This is a genomic window from Streptomyces sp. NPDC002643 (assembly GCF_053592555.1).
Genome location: NZ_JBSFVY010000017.1, coordinates 172777 through 194585, shown reverse-complemented (window position 1 = coordinate 194585; position 21809 = coordinate 172777). Strand labels below are relative to the sequence as shown.

General features: G+C 68.8%; 21 protein-coding genes and 1 pseudogene. 7 read left to right on the top strand and 15 right to left on the bottom strand.

Going from position 1 to position 21809, the window contains the following annotated elements; all coding sequences use genetic code 11:
• Nucleotides 1-454 precede the first annotated feature (454 nt).
• From ACWD4G_RS26035 to ACWD4G_RS25995, 9 genes and pseudogenes are all read right to left on the bottom strand, one after another.
• Nucleotides 455-1168 carry a contact-dependent growth inhibition system immunity protein gene (locus ACWD4G_RS26035; protein ID WP_451297344.1) on the bottom strand — a complete coding sequence of 238 codons (714 nt, stop codon included), beginning with the start codon at nucleotides 1166-1168 and terminating at the stop codon, nucleotides 455-457.
• 111 nt (nucleotides 1169-1279) lie between these two features.
• Nucleotides 1280-1597: an RNase A-like domain-containing protein gene (locus ACWD4G_RS26030; protein ID WP_451297342.1), complete on the bottom strand. Its 318-nt coding sequence runs from the start codon at nucleotides 1595-1597 to the stop codon at nucleotides 1280-1282.
• A gap of 2 nt (nucleotides 1598-1599) precedes the next feature.
• Complete coding sequence (locus ACWD4G_RS26025) at nucleotides 1600-2163, bottom strand: Fic family protein (RefSeq protein ID WP_451297340.1); 564 nt, start codon at nucleotides 2161-2163, stop codon at nucleotides 1600-1602.
• An 811-nt stretch (nucleotides 2164-2974) separates the two neighbouring features.
• Nucleotides 2975-3184, bottom strand: a pseudogene (locus ACWD4G_RS26020) (RNase A-like domain-containing protein); the annotation flags it as partial.
• Between the two features lie 28 nt (nucleotides 3185-3212).
• Entirely contained in the window at nucleotides 3213-3815 is a 603-nt protein-coding gene (locus tag ACWD4G_RS26015; protein WP_451297338.1) for a hypothetical protein, read from the bottom strand.
• A 27-nt stretch (nucleotides 3816-3842) separates the two neighbouring features.
• Nucleotides 3843-5600 carry an RNase A-like domain-containing protein gene (locus tag ACWD4G_RS26010; protein WP_451297336.1) on the bottom strand — a complete coding sequence of 586 codons (1758 nt, stop codon included), beginning with the start codon at nucleotides 5598-5600 and terminating at the stop codon, nucleotides 3843-3845.
• Complete coding sequence (locus ACWD4G_RS26005) at nucleotides 5600-5914, bottom strand: WXG100 family type VII secretion target (protein WP_451297334.1); 315 nt, start codon at nucleotides 5912-5914, stop codon at nucleotides 5600-5602. The genes ACWD4G_RS26010 and ACWD4G_RS26005 overlap by 1 nt, the downstream gene beginning before the upstream one ends.
• Nucleotides 5915-5950: 36 nt before the next feature.
• Entirely contained in the window at nucleotides 5951-6382 is a 432-nt protein-coding gene (locus ACWD4G_RS26000; protein ID WP_451297332.1) for a WXG100 family type VII secretion target, read from the bottom strand.
• A 163-nt stretch (nucleotides 6383-6545) separates the two neighbouring features.
• The gene (locus ACWD4G_RS25995; RefSeq protein WP_451297330.1) at nucleotides 6546-6968 is read right to left on the bottom strand and encodes an ATP-binding protein; all 423 of its coding nucleotides are present in this window, start codon (nucleotides 6966-6968) and stop codon (nucleotides 6546-6548) included.
• A gap of 225 nt (nucleotides 6969-7193) precedes the next feature.
• On the opposite strand from ACWD4G_RS25995, the gene ACWD4G_RS25990 reads away from it, so the two are divergent.
• The gene (locus ACWD4G_RS25990; protein WP_451297328.1) at nucleotides 7194-8048 is read left to right on the top strand and encodes a helix-turn-helix domain-containing protein; all 855 of its coding nucleotides are present in this window, start codon (nucleotides 7194-7196) and stop codon (nucleotides 8046-8048) included.
• 8 nt (nucleotides 8049-8056) lie between these two features.
• Nucleotides 8057-8248: a DUF397 domain-containing protein gene (locus tag ACWD4G_RS25985; RefSeq protein ID WP_451297326.1), complete on the top strand. Its 192-nt coding sequence runs from the start codon at nucleotides 8057-8059 to the stop codon at nucleotides 8246-8248.
• A gap of 15 nt (nucleotides 8249-8263) precedes the next feature.
• Here ACWD4G_RS25985 and ACWD4G_RS25980 read toward each other — a convergent pair whose 3' ends face one another.
• The 4 genes from ACWD4G_RS25980 to ACWD4G_RS25965 all read right to left on the bottom strand — a co-directional run bounded on the left by ACWD4G_RS25980 (nucleotide 8264) and on the right by ACWD4G_RS25965 (nucleotide 13409).
• Nucleotides 8264-9376 (bottom strand): hypothetical protein, encoded by a 1113-nt coding sequence (locus ACWD4G_RS25980; RefSeq protein ID WP_451297324.1) that lies wholly within the window; start codon nucleotides 9374-9376, stop codon nucleotides 8264-8266.
• 330 nt (nucleotides 9377-9706) lie between these two features.
• Nucleotides 9707-10645: an N-acetylneuraminate synthase family protein gene (locus tag ACWD4G_RS25975; protein WP_451297322.1), complete on the bottom strand. Its 939-nt coding sequence runs from the start codon at nucleotides 10643-10645 to the stop codon at nucleotides 9707-9709.
• 14 nt (nucleotides 10646-10659) lie between these two features.
• Nucleotides 10660-11988: a cytidylyltransferase domain-containing protein gene (locus ACWD4G_RS25970; protein ID WP_451297320.1), complete on the bottom strand. Its 1329-nt coding sequence runs from the start codon at nucleotides 11986-11988 to the stop codon at nucleotides 10660-10662.
• Nucleotides 11989-12035: 47 nt separating this feature from the next.
• Nucleotides 12036-13409 carry a DUF6716 putative glycosyltransferase gene (locus tag ACWD4G_RS25965; RefSeq protein WP_451297318.1) on the bottom strand — a complete coding sequence of 458 codons (1374 nt, stop codon included), beginning with the start codon at nucleotides 13407-13409 and terminating at the stop codon, nucleotides 12036-12038.
• Between the two features lie 171 nt (nucleotides 13410-13580).
• On the opposite strand from ACWD4G_RS25965, the gene ACWD4G_RS25960 reads away from it, so the two are divergent.
• From ACWD4G_RS25960 to ACWD4G_RS25945, 4 genes are all read left to right on the top strand, one after another.
• Complete coding sequence (locus tag ACWD4G_RS25960) at nucleotides 13581-14558, top strand: glycosyltransferase family 2 protein (protein ID WP_451297418.1); 978 nt, start codon at nucleotides 13581-13583, stop codon at nucleotides 14556-14558.
• Complete coding sequence (locus ACWD4G_RS25955; RefSeq protein WP_451297316.1) at nucleotides 14555-15889, top strand: alpha-2,8-polysialyltransferase family protein; 1335 nt, start codon at nucleotides 14555-14557, stop codon at nucleotides 15887-15889. The genes ACWD4G_RS25960 and ACWD4G_RS25955 overlap by 4 nt, the downstream gene beginning before the upstream one ends.
• A gap of 64 nt (nucleotides 15890-15953) precedes the next feature.
• Nucleotides 15954-17126 (top strand): acyltransferase family protein, encoded by a 1173-nt coding sequence (locus ACWD4G_RS25950; RefSeq protein ID WP_451297416.1) that lies wholly within the window; start codon nucleotides 15954-15956, stop codon nucleotides 17124-17126.
• Nucleotides 17127-17267: 141 nt separating this feature from the next.
• Nucleotides 17268-18230, top strand: coding sequence for a class I SAM-dependent methyltransferase (locus tag ACWD4G_RS25945; protein ID WP_451297314.1), 963 nt, complete (start codon nucleotides 17268-17270; stop codon nucleotides 18228-18230).
• Nucleotides 18231-18559: 329 nt separating this feature from the next.
• On the opposite strand, the gene ACWD4G_RS25940 is transcribed toward ACWD4G_RS25945, so the two are convergent.
• A complete protein-coding gene (locus ACWD4G_RS25940) occupies nucleotides 18560-19246 on the bottom strand; it encodes a TetR/AcrR family transcriptional regulator C-terminal domain-containing protein (RefSeq protein WP_451297312.1) in 687 nt (228 codons plus the stop codon).
• A gap of 72 nt (nucleotides 19247-19318) precedes the next feature.
• Here ACWD4G_RS25940 and ACWD4G_RS25935 point away from each other — a divergent pair, with 72 nt between their 5' ends.
• On the top strand, nucleotides 19319-21115 hold the full coding sequence (locus tag ACWD4G_RS25935; RefSeq protein ID WP_451297310.1) for an FAD-dependent monooxygenase: 1797 nt from the start codon (nucleotides 19319-19321) through the stop codon (nucleotides 21113-21115).
• Nucleotides 21116-21167: 52 nt separating this feature from the next.
• Here the strand turns inward: ACWD4G_RS25935 and ACWD4G_RS25930 are convergent, their stop codons facing one another.
• Nucleotides 21168-21743 carry a Uma2 family endonuclease gene (locus ACWD4G_RS25930; protein ID WP_451297308.1) on the bottom strand — a complete coding sequence of 192 codons (576 nt, stop codon included), beginning with the start codon at nucleotides 21741-21743 and terminating at the stop codon, nucleotides 21168-21170.
• Nucleotides 21744-21809 lie beyond the last annotated feature (66 nt).

Sequence of the window (21809 nt, the reverse complement as noted above, 5' to 3'; positions counted from 1 at the left end):
CCCTCAGGGAACGCCGGGGTTGCCCGCGAATCCCATCGTCTAAACGTCCAGGGTGTCCCGGACGATTCCCACACTCCACGGATACCACGTCCACGCCATCCGGCCGCCCCGGAACCGTCACCGTCGGGGCACTCTTCGGCTACGGCTTGTGTTCGACATGACACCGTCGGGCAGTGTTGAGCCGGTGGGGGCGGCGACCGCCGGACGGGTGAACGGACCTCGGCAGGGCTCGCTCGCGGCACGGGCGAAGCCCCTGGTCGATGGCCGGACCCCGGTGGCCGGGCGTGGCGACCCCGCCCCTGACCTGCCTCGACTGCGAGGCCCCAGTGGGGCGGGGGCGGGCGGGGGTGGATCGGCCGGCGCGACCGGAGAGCGACCGGATCACGGTGGCGCGGGACGTCAGATCCGGCCGCCCGGGATTCACCTGCCCCGGATCACCCACCGGTGACGAAGGTCACCCGCCGACGCCGCCGTCCCCAGGGCTCGGCGGCCCGTGGTCGGCAAGGGGCGGGCGCGGGCTCGCGAGCCGGTCGGCGACGAGGGCGAGCCAGCCGCTCGGCGAGTACGGAGCCGGCGGGTCGACCTCCATGCCGAGTTCGGCGACGGCGAGCGCGTAGTCGGCCTCGTCGAGATCGAGGGCGAGCAGCTCATGGAGCTCGCCGGCGAGACGGGCGACGAGGTGCGGATCAGTAGCGCCGCGATAGTCCGCCACGGCCGCTTCGTGGTCGTCGAACTCGTCCGGCATGTCCTGCGAGAACCAGCCGCCGAGGAACTGGGCCGTCTCGGGGAAGCGGGCATGCCACTCCCAGTGGGTGACGGGGCTGGCCGGAGGCGGTACGACACCCTCCTCCACGCTCCGCCTGATGTGCTCGGCGAGGCAGTACAGCCACAGCTGGATGTCCGCCTCGGGCAGCCCGACATCCGGGATGGCGTAGAACTCGCCCAGCCGCAGCCGCAACCTCCCCGGCGGCCTGTCGGCGTACTCGCGCAACTGCCGCTCGGCGACGGCGAGCGCCCACGGTCGGGTGTGCCAGGTGTGCCGCAGATAGGCGGTCAGGGCCTGGCTGGGTTCGTCCGGGGTGTCGTCGGCCGACTGCCCGGCGTAGGCACGGATCACCTGATCGAGCTCGCCGTAACGGCGGTCGTGTTCGAGGGGGCTCAGGGGCACGGGGTGGGCCTTACCGGTAGGTCGTGGGCGAGGGGTCGGCTTACGGGTGGGCGGGGAACGGCTCGCAGGGGCCGGGGGAGGCCGGCTTACAGGTAGACGGGGAGGTCAGGCTCACAGATAGACGGGGAACGTGGCGTGGACGACGAAGCCGTGCGGGCTCCCCGCGTCCCGTCTGAGAATCACCCGCGCCGCCCGCACATCCACCGGCTCCCTCCCGGCCAGCATCATCGCCTGCAACAACACCCTGCCCACCGGCTCCTCCCGCGAGGGCCAGGACGCCTCGACAGTCAGCCTGGGGCGCGTGGACTGGGCCAGCCACCGGTGGATGAGCTGTTCGTTGGCTGTGACGACCTGCTGGGTGGCCCATTGGGCGGTTTCCCGGTCGGGGTAGGTGGAGGTCCTGGTACGTACAGGGGGTGTCTCGGGCACGACTACCACCTCGCGGGGGATCTGATGAAGGAATGCTGAACACGGCCGATGCGATCCGATGCCGGAAGTCCGCGCGGTGGTACTCCCCGACCACGGTGTGCCGCCGCCGTGGCCAGGACGTGGATCAGGCGGGCCAGTGAACGGGCGCCCACCGGATCATCCGCGTACCTCCGTACCTGCACGGGTCCGACCTCGTCCAGGAAGACGTCCTCGCGCGCCAGCACGAACGCCATCGCGAGCAGCGCGGCGCGCCCGTTCCCGTCGTCGAAAGGGTGGAAGAAACACACGTCCAGATAAGCGCGGGCTGCTCGGGCCGGCAGAGGGACTCGCGTACCGACGGCGGTGGCCTGGGCCAGGCACCGGTCGAACTCCTCGGAGGTTCCGGCATGCAGGCCATACCGCTCACGTCCCCCTTTGGCGAAGGCGGGGAGACTTCGGAACGCGATCTCCGGGCGCCCGAGCACCTGCTGCTGCCACCCGGCCATGAGATCGAAGCCCAGCAGTCGTTGGGCCGCGGCATCCTCCCGGGCCGAGCGCCAGGCCGCGCGCAGCCGATCTCCACGCACCGTCCCACCTGAGCCGCCACGAGCACTCGCGGCTACTTCGATGGCGTCACATCTGCCCCGGACAGGACCAGTCAGGTCCTCGGACGCCTGCTCCCACACGATCCGCGCACGCACCCCGAGCCAGGTCTGGAGATCGTCACGCACCGTGCTCCCCGACTGTCCGCCGGGCACGGGCGACCGCTTCCTCGTCGGGGGCGATCCAGCTGTCGAATGTCGAGTCCACCACCTCGACCGCCAGGTCCTCCGCGTCATTTGACGACATACCGGTCGACTCCAGGTACCACATCAGCGCTTGCGCGCATGCACCGCGCCATGTCTCACCGGCCCCGGTCTTCTCGACGACCAGCGTCACGAGAGGCGCCAGAGCACGCTCGCGCAGTCGGCGCAGTTCCTCTTCGTCGGCGCCCGGCTCCGGAGCGAACCGTCCGAAGACAGCGGCGAGTTCCTCCAGCCACGCGCGCCACTGCAGCAGGGCGCTGGTGTACCGCCGCGCCTGCTGCTCCAGGTCCGCGGCTCCATGCCCATCGGCCGGAAGGTCTCTGATGACGGCACCGGAGTTCGGATACGCATCCGTCGCCGAGCACCAGCCGAACGCCCACGGGCCGTAGTGCTCGGCAAGGCCACGCGCGATCGAATTCGTCGACCACAGTCCTCGGGGTCGCCCCGACTCCGGATCAGGTGAGGACACCACGGCGCGCACCACATCGAGTGCCCCGTCCGGGGTGAACGGATGAGTGGTCGGATCGATGTCCTGCCACGTCATCGACGCGGGATACCAATCGGAACTGATGATTACTCCTGAATCGCCCTGCATCATCGCCTGCAACAACACCCGCCCCACCGGCTCCTCCCGCGAGGGCCAGGACGCCTCGACAGTCAGCCGGGCGCGCGTGGACCGGGCCAGCCAGCGGTGGATGAGCTGCTCATTGACGGTGGCTGCCTGCTGGGTGGCCCATTGGGCGGCCTCGCGGTGGGGGTAGGTGGCGGAACGCGTGCGTACGACGGCAGGCCCGGATTCCATGGCATCTAGGTTGTTCATCAAAGTCCCGTCAGGTTGCGTCAAAGGACCAGAAAAGACCGACTTCGTTCTCGGACACTGCGATAAGGCCCACGTCCCAGTCGTGTTCACTGACGGGGTCACAGCCAGTGATCGATTGGTAGAAATCCGGTGGGTCACTTGCTCCGTACCACCCGTTCGTGAAGAACTGAGCGGGTGACGAGAATCGAGCCAGAAGTACCCGCGCCTTTTCTTCGAGCCCGGAGCGTCGATCTGCGAAATCAACTTCCTTGGTGACATCCAACCAATTGACCGAAATGGCAACCAGGAGTTTCTCCGCTGAGGAGCGGGAAATCTCACGCACGGTGGGCCGCCAATCAGCTTCCGGCGGCACGAACGGCGCGAGACGGTCAGGCCTCCACTCCTCGTCGCCCTCTTCGTAGAATTCCAACGACTTCCATGAGCGTGGATCTGCCGCCTCCCTGCGCAGGAGAGCGGCAGCGTCCCGCGTCCAGTCCTCGTTGTGACGGGGTCCCACGACGACGATCGAATATCGCCGCTGGTACATGGTCAGGGCGTCCGCCCAGGCTTCGGCGTCTGGCACCGGCATCAGCTCTTCCAAATGGGTGACTCGGTTGGTCTCGTGGGGAATCATTGGGAATCCAGCATATTTCCGCATCCGTCACTTCGGCATGGACGTGACCACGACGAAAGGCGGATCCAGGCTGGCGTCGTACCTGAGGCGGGTCTGAACTCCGTATGCATCGGTCACTGCGGTCGGCTGACCATTGACCACTACCGAGGTACGACCGGTCACTTCACGGGGAGCCAACCGATTGTTCGGGTCCGGGTTGACCGAACTGACCTCGAAGATGGGCGACGACGGTGTGGGTGGTGGACCTGTGTTCAGCCAGGCGTCGATGTCGGCGCTCTTCTGCCGGATGCAGAACTGGGTGTACTTCTGTGCCGAGGCCAGGTCGGGGAAGCTGGAAGCGGCCGGGATCGTAGGCACGCCAGAGCTGTTGGCTTGATCACGCAGACGCTGCAGCAGTTGGTCATCGGTTTTGCCCACATGTTTGTCAATGGTGTGACCGCCACCGAGGTCCTCAGCCATCGCCAAGTCGATCGTGTATTTAAACGGGATCGGGTTCTCCCCGTTCAGAAGCCTGTGTTCCTTCTTGAACTCGTTCAGCGCTCGGCCACCGAATGCCTCGGCCCTGGCCTCTTCGGCAACGAACTTGGGCGCGCTCCTGATAGCCTCGTCCAACTCCCACTCCAGGCTGCGGAGTGTAGTGGCACCATCGTTGAACTTCTGTTGGTAGAGTTCGACAGCCCTGTCCGCAGCTTCCCGGTCCATATGTTTGCGGAAGGTCATCACCAGAGTGCCGAACATGGCGGTGCTGGCAAGTCCGAGCAGTTCCGTCACATCGATGTCGGTCGTCAGGTCCTTCATCATCGCCCTGGCCGCGTCCTTGGCCAGATTTGTGGTGGTCTCTCGGCAGGTGTGCGCGACCTGGGCAAGGTCGTCACAGGTCTTCTGAACGGTGTCGGCTGTTTTGTGCAGCACCTCGAGGATCGGCCGACGCTGGTCGGGCGCCACGTTCCCCGAGGTCTTCCAACTCCGGCCGCCCTGATGCGGAGGGACGATATCGCCCTGTGCGTCACGGCTGCGTCCCCAAGCCGTGGTGCCCCAGATCGACTGGCAGAACGACTTCATCGCGCTCTGCCACTCGTTGTTCCCGTTCGGGTCCGTGATGTAGCCGATGGCTGAGGTGAACCCGTCCCCGGCTTTCAGAGACGCACTCGCCGCCGCTCTCCACGCAGTGGCCATGCCCTTCAGGTCGTCCTCGCGGGCGCCCGGGGTGATCTCATGGGTCTTCCCGAGGTTGAGTCCATGCTCGATGGCCGGCCGGATCACGTCCGCGAGAAAGTCCGGGATCTCGCCGAGTGCTCCCGAGATCGCCCATGAGTCGGCGTCCTCGCCCGTCCCGGTCCACTTGATGTCGTTGATCTTGCCGTACGCGGGAGCTTTCTCTATGACCACAGGAGGATTACGTCGGGGGAACGGCCCTTGCATTCGACGTGCGGCCCAGTCCGCCGCCTGATAGTTGTTCGCCGTCGTTGTCAGGCCGACCGCGACGCCACCGACGCTCTCCACGCTGGCCGCCCACGCCTTGAGGAACTTCTCGGCGATCTGCCCATAGGCGCTGGCGAAGGAATCCGGTCCCCATCCCGTGCCGGCCGACTGACTGTATTGGTTGAGGGTGCTGACCAGACCCCCGGCCGCTTTGTCATAGTCGAACTGGCCGTCTCGGACCACCGCCGACGTGTAGTACAGATGGGGAGGCTGCACGTCGAACCCACCACCGGCGTCGGGCGCCGCTGGTCTCAACCGGTCGCGTTCCTTCGCGCGTTCGGTGTCGCTGGGTCGGTCCACCATCAGCCGGCTCCCCACCCCCGCAGCACCGCCTGGTGCGCCGCCGCATAGTTGGTGTGGCCGGTGGTCACGTACTCGTGCAGCCACTTCTGGGCAGCCTGGAGGTCCTGTGCCGAGCGGTCCCACTCGTCCAGCTTGTCGATGAAGACCTCGCGGGTCTCGCCCTCCCAGGACGTCACGACCGGGACAACGCGGTCGTAGAGGTCGTCCAGCTTGCCGTTGAGTTTCTTGAGAATGTCCTCCAGGTCGCCGGCAAGGTCACGGAGGGTGGAGAAGGAGACGGCTATGTGATCGTCGTCAGCGGAACCAGTCGGCATGATTTCCCCGTGGTATGAGTTTGTGGACAGCAGGTGTCAGAACGAATCGAGGCTGCTGCGCGGCTGGGTCGGTGGAGCGACTGCCGCCCCGTCCGTGTTCGGCGTGGACAGCTTGTCGACCTCGCTGTCGATGTCCACCTGGATACGCTGAATCCGCTGGAGCACATCGAGTTCCTGCTGGTCGAAGCCGTCGCGGCTCAGCCGTACCGCTTGTTCCAAGTGACGCATCACTTCGCGGATGCGTACGGCGTCCTCGGCCGCAGCACGGTGGAACGCGCGGTACGCGGTCGCCGCCGGGCCGCGCCAGCCCGCCTCGATGCGGTCGACGATCCCGTCCATGCGCTTGATCTGCTTGTCCAGGTGGTCCTGCATGTCGTCGAGGTCATCGGCGAGCTTGGTGAGCTTGTCGCTGGAGACACGCAGGCGGCGCCTTGTGTCCTGACCACTTGGTATGCCGGTATCCCCCATGCCGCGCCTTCCCCGTTCTGCCGTCTCGTCGGCGTCACGCGAGCAACTCGATTCCGCGAACCCATACTTGGCACACGCATCCTACGAGTCGGGCCTGTACTGGCCTCCCTCAGGGCATCTCGGGTACAGGCGGAAGCCGTCCTGGCCCGCAAACGGCCGTGGCCTATGTGGCCAACTGACACCACACGTACTTGCCCCGGTCGCCGTGCCGGGATAGCGGCTGCCACCCCCAAAGGTCGGCGCAGGCACGGACAAGGGCGAGGCCACGCCCGTCCTCCAACTCGGTCGACCGTTCCACCGGCTTTGGCGGCTCCGGCGGTTCGGGGTCGGCGTCCCACGCCCCGATCCACAGCACGCCCGCCGACCAGCACACCCGCAGGGCAGCGGGCCCCTTCGTGTGGCGTACGGCGTTGGAGACCAGCTCCGTGGCGAGCAGTTCGGCGACGTCGACGAGGTTGATCAGACCGTGCATGGTGAGGATCAGGCGGAGGGTGCGGCGGCTGACGGTGACGGCTCGCAGGTCGTTCGGGATGGAGAGGGAGTACTCCCAGGGCTCGGACTCGGCCTTGAGCGCGGTTTTGGGCATGTGTCAACTCCGGTTCGCTGGTGTGGGGTTGCGGTCGGCGGACGGTGACAGCGCCCAGCCGTCATGACAGGACGGAGTGATGCGCTTCCAGGAACCCCGACGTTCCGCAAAGTGTGCGTCGCATCACTGACGGTAGACCTAGATTTCTAGGTCAAGCAAGCAAGTCGCGTAATCTGTCCCCCGAACGAGTCGCGCTTACAAGCGCGTTGAATCGAGGAGCGACACATGGCGGGACTGAGGCGCGAACCAACAGCGCGCCAGATGCGCCTGGGCGTCGAGCTGCGCAGACTCCGTGACGCGGCAGGCCTCACGGGCCGTGAGGCGGCGACCCTGCTCGGCGTGAGCTCCGCCCAGATCAATCAGATCGAGTCCGCCCTCACTGGCGTAAGCGAGAAACGGCTGCGCCGACTGGCATCCAACTACGCTTGCTCGGACCCGGAGTTGATCGACACCCTTGTAGAAATGGCGACCGATCGGACGCGCGGCTGGTGGGAGGAGTACCGGGGACATCTGCCCACGTCGTTCCTGGACTTGTCCGAGCTGGAACACCACGCCACCTTCCGATGGGACGTGGACCTGCTCCACGTGTCAGGCCTTCTGCAGACCGAGGACTACGCGCGGGCGCTCTTCTCGACCCGGATTCCGGAACTCCCCGAGAACGAACTTGAGTTGCGCGTCCAGCATCGCATGCGACGGCGCCTGATCATCGAAGGGGCCACGCCGGTCCCGTACGAGGCGTTGATCCATGAGGCGGCTCTGCGGATCAGAGTCGGCGGCCGGGCCGCCGCACAGGCTCAGCTCGCCCGCATCCTGGAACTTTCCGAAGCGGAACACATCACCGTCCGTGTCATCCCCTTCGCCCTGGAACGCTTCGACGACACAGGCAGCGCCATGATTTACGCGGGCGGCAGCATCTCGAAGCTGGACACCGTGGTACGCGACGGCCCCCACGGTACGACGTTCATCGACTCCGAGGCCCAGCTCGGCGTCTTTCGAACGCTCTTCCGTAGAGTAGAAGCCGCGTCACTCGGTCCCGAACCGTCGCGTGAACTGATCCACAAGCTTGCCAAAGAGCTGTGAGGCACACGGTGAACACTCCCGACAACTGGCGGAAGTCGACCTACTCCGGCGGTGGCGACGGCAACGCCTGCGTGGAAATCTCGGAACGCCGCACCCACATAGCCATCCGCGACTCCAAAGCCCCAGCCAGGGCACCCCTCACCATCCCGAACGAAACGTTCGGTCCCTTCATCGAAGCTCTGAAGGCGAAAGAGCTGTGAGGCACCCCATGGACATCACACCGCCGTAACCGACGACAGCCGGTGTACGTCCCGCGCCGTCCCCGTCACTCCGGAGAGGAAGCCCTGGGCCCGGGGGGATGCCTTGTCGGTGAGCCAGGTGGGGTCGATGTCGCAGACGGCTACGCGTACGTCTGTGCCGGCCAGGGCCAGGGGGAGGGTGTGGACGACGGTGGACGGGAAGCTGAGGATCGTGCTGCCGATGGGGCCCCGGCGGGCGATCAGTTCCAGGGGGAGTTCGGGGCGGACGATCTCCAGGCCCGTCTCCGCGGCCAGGGCGTGGAGTTTCTCGCTGCTCTCGCGGCGGTGGGCGAAGTAGCGGGTGGCACCGTGGGCCTTGGCCAGGGTCCGGACCGCCTCCAGGTAGCGGTCGCCGTCGACCACGCCGGTCTCCACGAGCGAGGTGCCCACCAGGTCGGCGCCCTTGGTGATGCGGGGCGGGCCGAAGCGGCGGGTCCAGGCGAAGTCGTTGGCCGTGACGGTGACGCCCTCGGGGATCTCGTCGATCGGCATGGAGGAGAAGACCTCCACGCGTCTGCCCTCGGTGGGGGTCAGCCGTTTGCGGGCCTTCGCGGAGACCGGGGCGAAGACCAGGTCCCGGGGTCCGGGGCGGCCGCCCTTGCGGTGCCAGCGGACCAGGCGTTCGCCGCGGGCCAGTTGGGATACGAACTCCATGGTGGCGGTGCCGTCGTCGACGACGACGAGGTCCTCGGCGCGGGTGATGGTGAGCAGAAGCTGGACATAGCGGGAGAAGGGGTCGCCCATCACCACGCGGTCGGCCCGGCGCAGCAGCGGGGCCAGACCGGTGATGGTCTGGAACGGGGCCGTCGTACCGCCCCGTGCCTCCTCCCAGCGCACCTCGTACCCCTCGTCCCGCGCCAGCTCCGACATACGGCGCAACTGGCCCCGGGTCATGGGGTCGTTGGGCGACAGGACGACGAGGGTGAGCCCCGCGTGGGCCGTACCCGTGCCGGAGCCGCCGGGCGGCGCGGCGCCCTCCTGGGTGCCGAGGGCGTGGGCGTGCGCCCACTCCAGCACGTTCAGGAGCTGGACCGGGCTCTCGACGAAGGCGAGAGTGCGGGGGCCGGCGGTTCTGGCGCGGGGGATCATCGACGTGTGTCCGTCGCTTCCGTGAGTACGGATCTTGGGGGGGTTAACGCCGCAGACCGGGCACCGCCGCTGGGGCGGGGTACCCGGTGCTGTGGTTGGGCGGGGGTGGGTTTCGCTTACCGGCGCTTGCAGGGTGCCGCTCTCTTTGGGATGGGTGCCGCCCCAGCGGCATGATTGCCCGCAGCTACGACGACTGCCGGGTGGGCGCCGTCCCAGCGGCACGACAGACCGCAGCTATGACGGCTGCGACTGCCCGCAGCCAGGGCAGTGGGTGGGCAGCCGCCCCCAGCGGTGCGGCGGCCCACAACTGCCCATGGCTCTGCCGGACGGTCAGACGTTGACCGGCTCGCCCGCCGCCGCCGCGATCTCCGCCTCGGCGACGACGCCGGTGACGCGGCGCAGCTTCTTCATGGGGCCCAGCTCGGAGTCGTAGACCTTCTTGACACCGTCGCCGAGGGAGGCCGAGATGGTGCGGATGTCGCGGACGAGGCGGACGAGGCCCTGCGGCTCGACGGAGGCGGCCTGGTCGGAGCCCCACATCGCGCGGTCGAGGGTGATGTGGCGCTCGACGAAGGTGGCACCCAACGCCACGGCCGCCAGCGTGGTCTGCAGGCCCGTCTCGTGGCCGGAGTAGCCGATCGGGACGTTGGGGTACTCGGCCTGCAGGGTGTTGATGACGCGGAGGTTGAGCTCCTCGGCCTTCGCCGGGTACGTCGACGTGGCGTGGCACATCAGGATGTTGTCGGAGCCGAGGACCTCCACCGCGTGGCGGATCTGCTTCGGCGTCGACATGCCGGTGGAGAGGATGACCGCGCGGCCGGTGGCGCGCAGCGCCTTGAGCAGCTCGTCGTCGGTCAGGGACGCGGACGCGACCTTGTGGGCGGGGACGTCGAACTTCTCCAGGAAGGCGACGGCCTCGGTGTCCCACGGGGAGGCGAACCAGTCGATGTTCTTGCTCTTGCAGTACTCGTCGATCTGGCGGTACTCGTCCTCACCGAACTCCACACGGTGGCGGTAGTCGATGTAGGTCATGCGGCCCCAGGGGGTGTCGCGCTCGATGTCCCACTGGTCGCGGGGGGTGCAGATCTCGGGGGTGCGCTTCTGGAACTTGACGGCGTCACAGCCGGCCTCGGCGGCCACGTCGATCAGCTTGAAGGCGTTCTCCAGCTCGCCGTTGTGGTTGATGCCGATCTCGCCGCAGATGTAGACGGGCTTGCCCGGGCCGACCTCGCGGGAACCGAACGAACGCAGACGGGAGTTGGTGCTCATGGTGAGACGTTTCCTTAACTGTCGAGGGGGTCGAGAGAGTCGAGAGACGGACCGAGGAGCCAGCCGGCGATCTCTCGGATCGCGCCTTCACCACCGGGGACGGTGGTGATCGCGCGCGCGGCGCCACGCACGATGTCGTGGGCGCTTCCGACCGCCACGGGCCAGCCCACGAGGGCGAAGCACGGGAGGTCGTTGACGTCGTTGCCGACGTAGAGCACGCGCTCGGGCGCGATGCCCTGTTCCTCGCACCACTGCTTCAGTGCGAGGTCCTTCCGGTCGATGCCGTGGAGGACCGGGATCTGCAGCTTCCGGGCCCGCGCGGCGACGACCGGGTTCTTTTCCGAGGAGAGGATGAGCATCGTGAAGCCGCTCTTGCGGAGGGCCGCGATGCCGAGTCCGTCGCCGCGGTGCACGGTGACGAACTCCTTTCCGTCGGCATCGATCAGCACCCGGTCATCGGTCTGGGTGCCGTCGAAGTCGAGGACGACCGCGTCGATGTCGGCGGCGGTCGGGAGGGCGCCCGGGCGGTTCGCGTCGAAGAGCGGCGCGAGGGCCTGGGCGCGGGCGAGGTCGTGCGGGTCGTCGATCTCCAGGACCCGGGCGGGGTCGGTGCGGACGAGTTCCGTACGGCCGAAGAAGCGGTGCTTGTGCTTGCGCAGTCCTGCCGCGTCCATGGCGTAGGCGGCGCCGGTCTCCAGCAGGTCCTGCGGGCGGTCCTGGCGGCGGGGGCGGAAGGACTTGTCGTGGTTGACCCCGTAGCCGCCCTCGGTGTCTGCCTCCGTGGTGGTGTCGCCGTCCACGGCTCCCGCGTGGGCGGCTTCGACGACCGGGGCCTCGTCGGCGGTGTCCCGCCAGATGAACCCGTGGAACGGGGCCACGGTCAGGGCCGTGTCGGCGCCGTGTTCGACGATGGCGCGGGCCACGCCGTCGATGTCCTCGCGGAGGATGAACGGGCTGGTGCACTGCACGAGCAGGACCACGTCGGCCGGGACGCCGTGCTTGGCCTCGTCGGCGTCCAGGGCGTGCAGGACGGCGGCCTCGGAGGTGGCGGTGTCCCCGGCGATGGCGGCGGGGCGCAGCACGACCTCGGCGCCGGACTCCCGGGCGGCGGCGGCGATGGCGTGGTCGTCGGTGGAGACGATCACATGGGTCACCAGGTCGGCGGCCAGGCACTCACGGACCGCGCGGGCCACCAGCGGGACCCCGCCGACGGGCGCGAGGTTCTTCGCGGGGACGCCCTTGGAGCCGCCGCGCGCGGGGATCACGGCGACGACACGGCGTACGGGCGCCCCGTGGCCCGTCGTCGCGGCGGAGGTTGCTGGGCCCGCTTCCGGGTGGGACATGGCTGGTGCTCCTTGCGGTGCTTGCGTGGCGGTGGTGGAGCGGCGGCTCACAGCTCCCCCATCCGCCGGATGACGGGCGCCACCCGCTGCACCCCGTGCCGGTAGGCGCCGCGCGCCGCCCGGCGCACGATCTGCCGTACGGGCCCGGCCTGCCGGTCGGCGGCGGGTGCCCCGGGCAGCGGGCTGCCGTCCGGGCCGAGGTGGTGACGGGCGAGGATGCCGGGAAGATAGCCCGGCGCGGTGACGGTCGTGTAGTACGGCGTCAGCGGCGGCAGATCGGTGGCGAGCAGTTTGGCGATGCGGTCGCGGGCGGCGTCGAAGGCGGTGGCGTACGACCCGTCGGCGACGACGCCCTGCCGGGCCACCCACTCGGGGTCGGGCTGCGGCTCGTGCCCGGCGTCCAGCTGGTCCCAGGAGGCGAGACAGCCGGAGCCCACGAAGTGGTGGTTGCCGAGCGACTCACGGATGCCGAGGTCGGTGAGGACCACGGTGGGGATACGGCGGTGCAGGGACTCCAGGGCGGCCGTGGAGCTGATGGTGACCAGCAGGTCGGTGGTGTCGAGGACCGCGCCCATGTTCCCGTAGGCCAGCTCGAAGTTGGCCGGGGTGCCGCCGGGGATCTTCTCGGCGAGCTTCTGGTAGGGCAGTTCCTCGATGTGGGTGGTCTGCTCGCCGGGCTTGGAGCGCAGCTTCAGCAGGACCTTGCGCTCGGGGTGCAGTTTGGCGTGCTGGACGGCGCGGTTCAGCAGGTAGGTCCGGTCGCGGCGGTTGTCCGGCACGGAGGGCTGCACGGCGAAGACCACCGTGTAGGGGTCGTTCGCGACCTCGTACGGCTTGCCGCCGAGGAAGGGCAGGGCGACCTCGGTGACCGAGGAGGCGTCGGCGCCGACGCCCTCGTAGACGGCGCGGAAGCGGTCGGCGTCCTGGCGGGAGTTGGCGAGGACGAGGTCGGCGCCGTGGCGCAGCAGCAGTCCGTCGGCGAGCTTCTCGTAGACGACGCCGACATAGCCGGTGACGATCACCGGCCGCCGCGTGCGCACGCCCCAGGCGTTCCTCAGTCCGTGCAGCATGGCCTGGACTCCGCCGCCGACGAGGGAGAGCACCACCACGTCGTACGAGTCGGCCGCCTCCTCGGCGCCCATGACCCGCAGGAACTCGACGGCCGTCACCTCGCGCAGCGAGTCCGCCCGTACGCCGACCTCGTCGAGCTGGCGGGCCGTCGGGGTGGCCCGGCCGCGCAGAAGGAAGCCGTCGAGACGGATCGCCGACTCGCCCGCGCGGTCGGGGGCGATGCGCTTCGCGGTGAGCGCGCCCCACTTCCACCGGGTGTCGGAGTCCGCGAGGACGGCGACCCTCAAGGGTCTCGTCGAGGCTGATGACGTACTTGCTGGCACGCCGAAGACGCTAGGAACCGATTCCATTGATCCGCCCAACCTGAAGGCAACAAAGGGTTAACACCACATCGCCGAATGGCGAATCAGGTCACGAACGGCACGAAAAACCCCCCGGTTTACAGGACCGCCACGTGTCGTTCACGTAACATCAAGAGGGCGGTCAAGCTGAATGCCGGACGACAGCCTAACCTGACCGGTGTGGTCAAGCTCTCCGTCATCGTGCCGTTCTACAACGTGCAGCAATACGCGCCCGACACTCTGAAGAGCCTCAGCGCCAACGCGCGCGAGGACTTCGAGTTCATTCTCGTCGACGACTGTTCCCGCGATGAGACACCGGATATCCTCGCGCGCGCGGAGCGCGAGCTACCAGGGGCGGTGTACGTCAGACACGAGCAGAACGGCGGGCTGGCGACCGCCCGCAACACCGGTATCGACAAGGCCCGCGGCGAGTACCTGACGTTCCTCGACGGGGACGACTGGCTCGCCCCCGGCTACTACCAGCAGCTCGTCGGCGCCATGGAGAAACTGGGCTGTGATTTTCTCCGCACCGACCACGTCCAGTGCACAGGGCGGTCACGCTCCGTGCACCGGGTCCCCAATGGCCGGCGGAACGTGGTGATGGACCCGCGCGACGCGATTCTGCCCGCCGACCGTTCCACTTCCGTCGACTACGCCTTCGCGTGGGCCGGTATCTACCACCGCCGATTGGTCGACAAAGGTGTGCTGCATTTCACACACGGGCTGCGCACGGCGGAGGACCGGCCCTGGATCTGGAAGTTGCACCGCGAAGCCGAGTCCTTCGCGACGGTGAACCTGCTGGGTGTCTTCTACCGGCGCGGTGTGGCGTCGTCGCTGACCCAGATCGGCGACGTCCGGCAACTCGACTTCATCCGGGCCTTCGACCAGGTCATCGCCGAAACCGCGGCGGACCGGGATGCGGACAAACTGCTCCCCAAGGCCGTACGTACATATTGCGCGATTATTTCCCACCATTTGGGCTCCATCGAAAGGTTCGAACCAGCGGTGGCACGGAAACTGAAGTCGATGAGCGCGCAGGCGCTGCGGCGGATGCCGCAGGACGTGCTCGACGAGGCCCTCGACTCCATGGACGTCCAGCGCGCCACCCGGCTGCGCCGGCTCCGCCGCCGGGTCGCCACGACGGGAGCCGCCGCGTGACCACGCAGATCTTCATGGCGTCCACGCTGTACGGCACGGCCACCCTGGCCGCCGCGCTGGACACCGAGTGCTTCCGCCCCGCCTCCCGCCGCATCCTGCTGATCTCCAACAACGCGGCGACCCCGGAGACGGCCACCGGTCTGGACGAGATGCCCGGCTTCGAGCGGCTGCGCTCCCGCTTCGACGACGTGATCTCCTGGAACGAGACGATCAGCCCGTTCCACCCCGGCGGCTGGTCCCCCCGCCAGGACGACGTGGTCCTCTGGGAGCGGTATCTGCGTCTGCTGTGGAACCTCGGCGACGACGACGTGGAACTGGCCGTGGAGTCCATCCAGGTCCACCCGGCGCTCGGCTTCACCCAGATCTTCACCGGCGCCCCCGTCACCGTCTACGCCGACGGTCTGATGAGCTACGGCCCCACCCGCAACAAGATCGACCCGCTGGTCGGCACCCGTATCGACCGGTTGTTGCACCTGGACCTGGTCCCGGGCCTGAAGCCCCTGCTCCTCACCGAGTTCGGCGTCGAGGCGGAGATCGTCCCCACGGACGCCTTCGTGAAGGTCCTCGCGGAACTGATCGACACCGGCGACTCGCTCCCCTCCATTGAGGAGCCCGCCCTCCTGCTCGGCCAGTACCTCTCCGCCCTCAACATCCTCACCGCCGAGGAGGAGGAGGACCTCCATGTACGGATGCTGAAGGGCGCCGTCGCCCTCGGTCACACCCGGGTGGTGTTCAAGCCGCACCCCAGCGCCCCCGCCCGCTGGTCGAGGGACCTGGAGAAGGAGGCGGAGCGGCTCGGCGCCGAGCTGACGGTCCTCGACACCCCGGTCCTCGCCGAGGTCCTCTACCAGCGGATGCGTCCCGCCCTCGTGGTCGGCTGCTTCTCCACGGCCCTGCTCACCGCCTCCGCGCTCTACGGCCTCCCCGTCGCCCGCGTCGGCACCGGCACCCTGCTGGAGCGGCTGGCGCCGTACGAGAACAGCAACCGGGTGCCCGTCACCGTCGTGGACGCGCTGCTGCCGGAGCTGAGCGACAAGAAGGCGGTCGCCTCGCAGAAGCCGGGAATGAGTGTCGCCGACCTCAACCGCCTCGTGCGGGCCGTGGGATTCGCGATGCAGGCCAAGATCTACCCGTCGCTGCGTGGGGAGACCGAGGCGTACCTCACGAAGAACCTCAGCACCCATACGCTGCGGTACTTCAAGCGGCGCCGGCTGACTTCGCTGGGGTTGCCCGGTGGGATTCCGGTGCAGCTCGCGTTCATTCCGCGCAATGCCACGGTGCGAAGAGTTGCCCGTCGGGCACGGTCCATCAAGCGGGCGACCTTGGGGTGAGCCCCGGGTGACTTATCAGAGTTCGACCCTTTCGCCGGAAAACGTTGACAGGTCGGAATCTTGGCTGCGGCGCCGTCGTGGCTGGTCGCTCCCACGGGGCGGAGCCGCACATGACACAGCCCCGCGCCCCTTTAGGGGCGCTCCACCCGGGCGGCGGCTATACGCACTCGACGGGCTGCGGCTGCTCGCGGCGCTCTCCGTCGCGGCCTACCACTACGGAGGGCGCGACGGGGAGATCGGGCGGGCCTGGGGAGCTTCGCCCTCCGTCCAGTTCCCCACCGCCCACAGCTGGTTCGCGTACGGGTGGGCCGGGGTACAAGCCTTCTTCGTCATCAGCGGGTTTGTGATCTGTGCCAGCGGCTGGGGGCGTTCCCTCCAGTCCTTCCTCGCCTCTCGCGCGGCGCGGTTGTTGCCGGCTTACTGGGCGGCGGTGATTCTGGTCGCCGCCGTCTTCGCGTTTCCGGGGATCGCGTTCGCGGCGGTCTCGCCGAGCGAGTTCCTGGTCAATCTGACCATGTTGCAGATGCCGTTGGGCGCGGACCGGGTGCTCGGTGTCTGCTGGACGCTGTGGGCGGAGGTCCGCTTCTATCTGCTGTTCGCGCTGTGCGTGGTCGTGCCCGGGGTCACCCGTAGACGGGTGATCTGGTTCTGCGGCGGCTGGACCCTCGCGGCGGCCCTGGCGCAGGCGTCGAAGGAGCCGCTGCTCCAGCTGGTGCTGATGCCTCAGTACGCGTCGCTGTTCATCGGCGGTATGGGCCTCTACCTGGTACATCGCGACCGCCGGGACACCGCCGCCTGGCTGATCGTGGCGTTCAGTCTGCTGCTGAGCCAGTACTACACGGTCCGGGAGATCTGGCACGCCCCGAACGCGGCGTTCTTCTCGTACCGCCCCGAGTCGGCCATCGTCCTCGCGGTCACCGTCGGATTCGTGGCGGTCGGCGCGGTGGCGCTGGGCTGGCTGGACCGGGTGAACTGGCGCTGGCTGACGACGGCCGGTGCCCTCACGTACCCCTTCTACCTGGTCCACGAGCATCTGGGCTGGCCGGTGGTCGAGGCACTGCACCAGGGCCTGGGCCTTTCCTCGTCCGTCACCGTCGCGCTGACGGTGACACTGATGCTGATGCTCGCGTGGGCGCTGCACCACGGGGTGGAACGCCCCTTGGGGCCCATCCTGCGCAGATCGCTGGAGGGGCGCCGCGAGCCGCGGCCGGAGCGTCAGCACTCGGTAACAAATTAACCAACTGTTCATCTGTTCCCAGGATTTGAGGGTCCGGTTCAGGACAGGCTCGGCAACATCCTTGACCGGGCCATAGCCGTCTCATAGGTTCCAGGCCCGTTCGCCTTTCGCCTCGTCGATCCAAGAGAGTCTTCTTTCCTCATGACCTCTGAGCAAGGCACGATCCGGCTACCCCGTGAGCTCGATGACGTCCCCGGGTGGTTCCCGGTGCTCGACCAACTCCTCTTCGACTGGTTCCTGAACCGCCAGGAAGCCGCGGGCGAGAGAGGCGACCTGCTGGAAGTCGGCGTGTACATGGGCAAGAGCGCCATCTTCCTCGGCCGGCATCTCCAGGAGGGCGAGGCCTACACGGTCTGCGACCTCTTCGAGAGCGACGCGCCGGACGACGCCAATCAGGCGGAGGCGACCAAGTCGTACCGGAGCACGCTGACACGGCAGGCGTTCGAGTCGAACTACCTCTCGTTCCACGACGAGTTGCCCCGGGTCCTCCAGGGCCCCAGCTCGATCGTCCCCGACGAGGTCAAGCCGCGCTCCTGCCGCTTCGTGCACATCGACGCCTCGCACCTGTACGAGCATGTGTACGGCGACATCACCGCCGCCAACGACGCGCTGCTCCCCGGCGGACTGGTCGTCCTGGACGACTTCCGCTCGGAGCACACGCCGGGCGTCTCGATCGCCACGTGGGAGGCGGTCCTCAACCGGGGCCTCAACCCGATCTGCATCAGCACGCAGAAGCTGTACGGCACGTGGGGCGACGCGGAGCCGATCCAGGACGCCCTCCTGGAGATGATCGAGCAGCGGGACGACTGCCACGTCAGCAACCAGCAGGCGGCCGGCCACCGCATCATCCGCCTCAAGTCCAAGGGCATGAAGGCACCGGAGTTCCCGAAGTCCCGCCACTGGACCCCACCGGAACCGAAGCCGGAGCCCGCCCCGAAGCCGACCCCGCCCCCGGAACCGGTGGCCCCCAAGCCCAAGCCCCAGCCCCGCCCCGCGAAACCCCCGAGGAGCGCGGCCCGCCGCCTGGCAGTGGACCTCCTCCCGCCGGTGGTCACAAGGGCGATCGTGAAGGCAAAGGCGAACAAGCGAGCAAAGACCAGCTGACCCAGCAGACCGCCTGCCCTGTGCCCCTCCCGAGCGGGAGGGGCACAGGCCGTCGTGGGGGCGGTGGCGGGGGCGGGCGCAGCCCGCCAAAGGGGCGCGGGGCTGTATCAATGTGCGGCTCCGCCGCGTGGGCGCGACCAGCCACACACAACCCGCCGCCGACTACGGCGCCGGGGGGCGGGCGCAGCCCGAAATACGGGGCGCAGCCCGAATTGCGGGGCGCAGCCCGCAAAGGGGCGCGAGGCTGTATCAATGTGCGGCTCCGCCGCGTGGGCGCGACCAGCCACGAACGACCCGCAGCCGCAGACCAACCGCAACCACCCGAGCTCTCACCCGCCCTCACCCCTCCGCAGGGTCACCTCGATCCCCGCCAACACCGCCTCCAACCCCGCCTCGAACCCCCGCTCCCGATCCTGGAACATCTCCCGCCCAGCCTCCGCGGCCAGCGGAAACGCCGCGAGCCTCTCCGCCCGCGCATCCAGGTCGTACCCCCCTTCGCCCCCCGCGCCGGCGGCACCGCCGCCCATCGCCTGCTCCTCGATCACATACCCGATCGTGTAGCTGTACGCCGTGAACCAGGCCCGCGCCGCCCCCGCCGCACTGAACCCGGCGGCCGTCAGCAAGCGCAGATTCGCCTCCATCGGCTCCGCGTACGACAGATCCGTGAAGTGCGTACCGCTGTACACCTTCGCCCCGTCCCGGTACCGCAGCAGATGCGCCCGCAACCCCCGCATCCGCTCCCGGAATGCCTCCCGCCAGTCGTACTCCCCGTCGCCGTCCCGCCCGGCAGGGCCCCGCGCCCAGTCCACCGCCATGCGCCGGATCATCTCGGTGGCCATCTCGTCGAGCAGTTCCTGCTTGTTCTTGAAGTGCCAGTAGAGGGCCGGCGCCTGAACCCCCAGCTCCTTGGCGATCACACGCAGACTCAGGCCCTCCAGCCCGACCTCGTTGAGCAGCCGCAGGGCGGTCTCGGCGACCAGCTTCTTGTCCAGTTTGGGGGAGTTCCGGGAAACCACGTTGACAGTTTAACGGCGTTAAGCGCATTCTCGTGAGCGAGGCCAACTTAACGACGTTAAGGAGCGCACGACATGCACAGCACCCCACACGGCACTCCACCCAGGACCCCGCACACCACCGACGTACTGATCGTGGGCGCCGGCCCCACCGGCCTCGCGCTGGCCGTCGATCTGGCCCGGCGCGGCATACCGGCCCTGGTCGTCGAACGGGCGACCGGTCTGTTCCCGGGCTCACGCGGCAAGGGCCTCCAGCCCCGCAGTCTGGAGGTCCTGGACGACCTCGGCGTACGGGACGAGATCCGCGCCCACGGCGGCCCGGCCCCGGTCGGGATGGTCTGGGCCGGAGGCCGCCGTCAGGGTGAGCGCCGGATGTTCGACGAGACGGAGCCGACGGAGGCGGAGCCGTATCAGGGACCGTGGCTGATCCCCCAGTGGCGCACCCAGGAGATCCTGCTGACGCGACTGCGCGCACTCGGCGGAGATGTCTCCTTCAACCGCGAACTGACCGGCCTCACCCAGGACCCCGACGGAGTGACGGCGGCCTTCGCGACCGGGCCCGACATCCGCGCCCGCTACGCGGTCGCCGCCGACGGAGGCCGCTCCACGACCCGCCGCCTCCTCGGCATCCCCATGACGGGCGAAACCCTGGACCCGAGCCCCACCCTGATCGCCGACGTACGCATCCCGGCACTGGACCGCGACAACTGGCATATGTTCCCGCCCGCTGAAGCCCTGCCGGGAAGGCCGGCCGAGGGGGCGGCGGCCGTCAGCCCGGCGCGAGCCCCAGCAAACGGCCCGGACGACGGGCCGACAGGCCCGGCAGGCACGGCAGGCACAGCAGGCACGGCAGGCCGGACTGACGGCACAGTCGGCGGTTCGGCGGAGCCGACGAACGGCGCGGCCAGCGGACCGGCAGAGCCGACGAACGGCGCCGGCGGCGCACCGGCAGAATCCGCGAACGGCGCCGGCGGCCGGCCGGGGCAAGCGCCGGCAAGCGTTGCGGCCGCAGAAGCGGCACAGGATGCGCGGGCCACCCCCAAGAGCCCGGCCGGGTTCGGTGGATTCATGGCCATCTGTCCGCTTCCCGGTACCGAGGACTTTCAGCTCGCCGCCCACTTCCCGGGGCCCGACACCGTCGTGGACCTGTCCCTGGACGGCGTCCGGGAGGTCGTCGCGGCCCGCTCCCACCTCGCCGCCGACGACGTGACCGAGGTGCGCTGGGCCTCGGACTTCCGGCCCCGGATGGCGTTGGCGGACCGTTTCCGGGAGGGGCGCGTGTTCCTGGCCGGGGACGCGGCGCATGTGCACTCGCCCGCCGGGGGCCAGGGCCTCAACACCAGCGTGCAGGACGCCTACAACCTGGGCTGGAAGCTGGGCGCGGTACTCCACGGCGACGCGGACCCGACCCTGCTGGACACCTACGAGGAGGAACGCCGCCCCGTGGCCGCCGCCATGCTCGGCCTGTCCACCCGGGTCCACCGGGGCGAGCAACGCCGAGGCCGGGCCACCCAGCAACTGGACCTGGGCTACCGAGAAGCCTCCCTCTCCGCCGAGACCCGCGCGGCCCTCCCCCCGGACGCCCTCCACGCGGGGGACCGCGCCCCCGACGGCCACCGGGGCGGCGTACACCTCTTCGACGCGTTCCGGGGCCCGCACTGGACGCTGCTGACGGTCGGGCCGGACGCCCCACCCCTGCCGCGGCTCGCCGGCATACCCACGGTCCACATCCCGCCCTACGAGGCCTACGGCCCCGGCGTCTTCCTCATCCGCCCCGACGGCTACATCGGCTGGGCGGGCGCCACAGCGGACGGCCTCACCGAGTACGCGAAGGGAGTCGGCCTCATCACGCGCTCACCGGCGACAGCTTGACCGCCTACGCGGCGAAGCCCAGTAACCCAGTAACAGGGCGCCCGCCAGCGGCTCAGCCGTCGAGGAGGGTGTCCACGGAGACCTCCGGGCCGACGCCGACCGATTTCGGGATCGGCACGCTCTGGCCTCGCTTGAAGCGGGTCGGGTCGGGGTACTTGCCGTCCCTCGGTTCCTGAAAGAGCAGGACCTCGTCGTGTTTGCGGTCGGCGACGAGGTAGACGGGGACGCCGGCCTGGGCGTAGCACTCGACCTTGGGCCCGAGGTCGTCGGACCAGTTCGAGGACGTCACCTCCACGACCATGCGGAAGACATTGGGTGCGTAGTAGTTCTTCGTGACGTGCGCGTCGCGGAAGTCGGGGTCGACCACGGAAAAATCGGGGATCGCGAAGTCCTCGGGCAGCGTGGGCAGCCAGAGACCGATGCCCTGGACATACTCGTACCCCGCTTCTACAAGCCCCGCGCGATCGAAAGCCCTGCCCAATTTCGTCAGTGCCAGAGCGTGCGAACCATCCGGCGGCGGTGTCACAGTGAGCCTCCCCTGGAGAATCTCCACGCGGTGGCCAGGCAGTGCACGGGCAAGCTGGTCGGCAGCCTCGCCCAGGGTCAGCTCCTGCTGCGGTACGGCCATGGCGTCCTCCTTTTCGGGGCCCACTCTCCGACGAGAGTAACCGGGGACGGGCGGCTTCCGCCCATG

What these genes read in the sequence shown, in the direction of transcription:
- ACWD4G_RS26015 (WP_451297338.1), bottom strand. Translation starts at nt 3,815, where the DNA reads ATGATTCCCCACGAGACCAACCGAGTCACCCATTTGGAAGAGCTGATG.
- ACWD4G_RS26010 (WP_451297336.1), bottom strand. Translation starts at nt 5,600, where the DNA reads ATGGTGGACCGACCCAGCGACACCGAACGCGCGAAGGAACGCGACCGG.
- ACWD4G_RS26005 (WP_451297334.1), bottom strand. Translation starts at nt 5,914, where the DNA reads ATGCCGACTGGTTCCGCTGACGACGATCACATAGCCGTCTCCTTCTCC.
- ACWD4G_RS26000 (WP_451297332.1), bottom strand. Translation starts at nt 6,382, where the DNA reads ATGGGGGATACCGGCATACCAAGTGGTCAGGACACAAGGCGCCGCCTG.
- ACWD4G_RS25995 (WP_451297330.1), bottom strand. Translation starts at nt 6,968, where the DNA reads ATGCCCAAAACCGCGCTCAAGGCCGAGTCCGAGCCCTGGGAGTACTCC.
- ACWD4G_RS25990 (WP_451297328.1), top strand. Translation starts at nt 7,194, where the DNA reads ATGGCGGGACTGAGGCGCGAACCAACAGCGCGCCAGATGCGCCTGGGC.
- ACWD4G_RS25980 (WP_451297324.1), bottom strand. Translation starts at nt 9,376, where the DNA reads ATGATCCCCCGCGCCAGAACCGCCGGCCCCCGCACTCTCGCCTTCGTC.
- ACWD4G_RS25975 (WP_451297322.1), bottom strand. Translation starts at nt 10,645, where the DNA reads ATGAGCACCAACTCCCGTCTGCGTTCGTTCGGTTCCCGCGAGGTCGGC.
- ACWD4G_RS25970 (WP_451297320.1), bottom strand. Translation starts at nt 11,988, where the DNA reads ATGTCCCACCCGGAAGCGGGCCCAGCAACCTCCGCCGCGACGACGGGC.
- ACWD4G_RS25965 (WP_451297318.1), bottom strand. Translation starts at nt 13,409, where the DNA reads ATGGAATCGGTTCCTAGCGTCTTCGGCGTGCCAGCAAGTACGTCATCA.
- ACWD4G_RS25945 (WP_451297314.1), top strand. Translation starts at nt 17,268, where the DNA reads ATGACCTCTGAGCAAGGCACGATCCGGCTACCCCGTGAGCTCGATGAC.
- ACWD4G_RS25935 (WP_451297310.1), top strand. Translation starts at nt 19,319, where the DNA reads ATGCACAGCACCCCACACGGCACTCCACCCAGGACCCCGCACACCACC.
- ACWD4G_RS25930 (WP_451297308.1), bottom strand. Translation starts at nt 21,743, where the DNA reads ATGGCCGTACCGCAGCAGGAGCTGACCCTGGGCGAGGCTGCCGACCAG.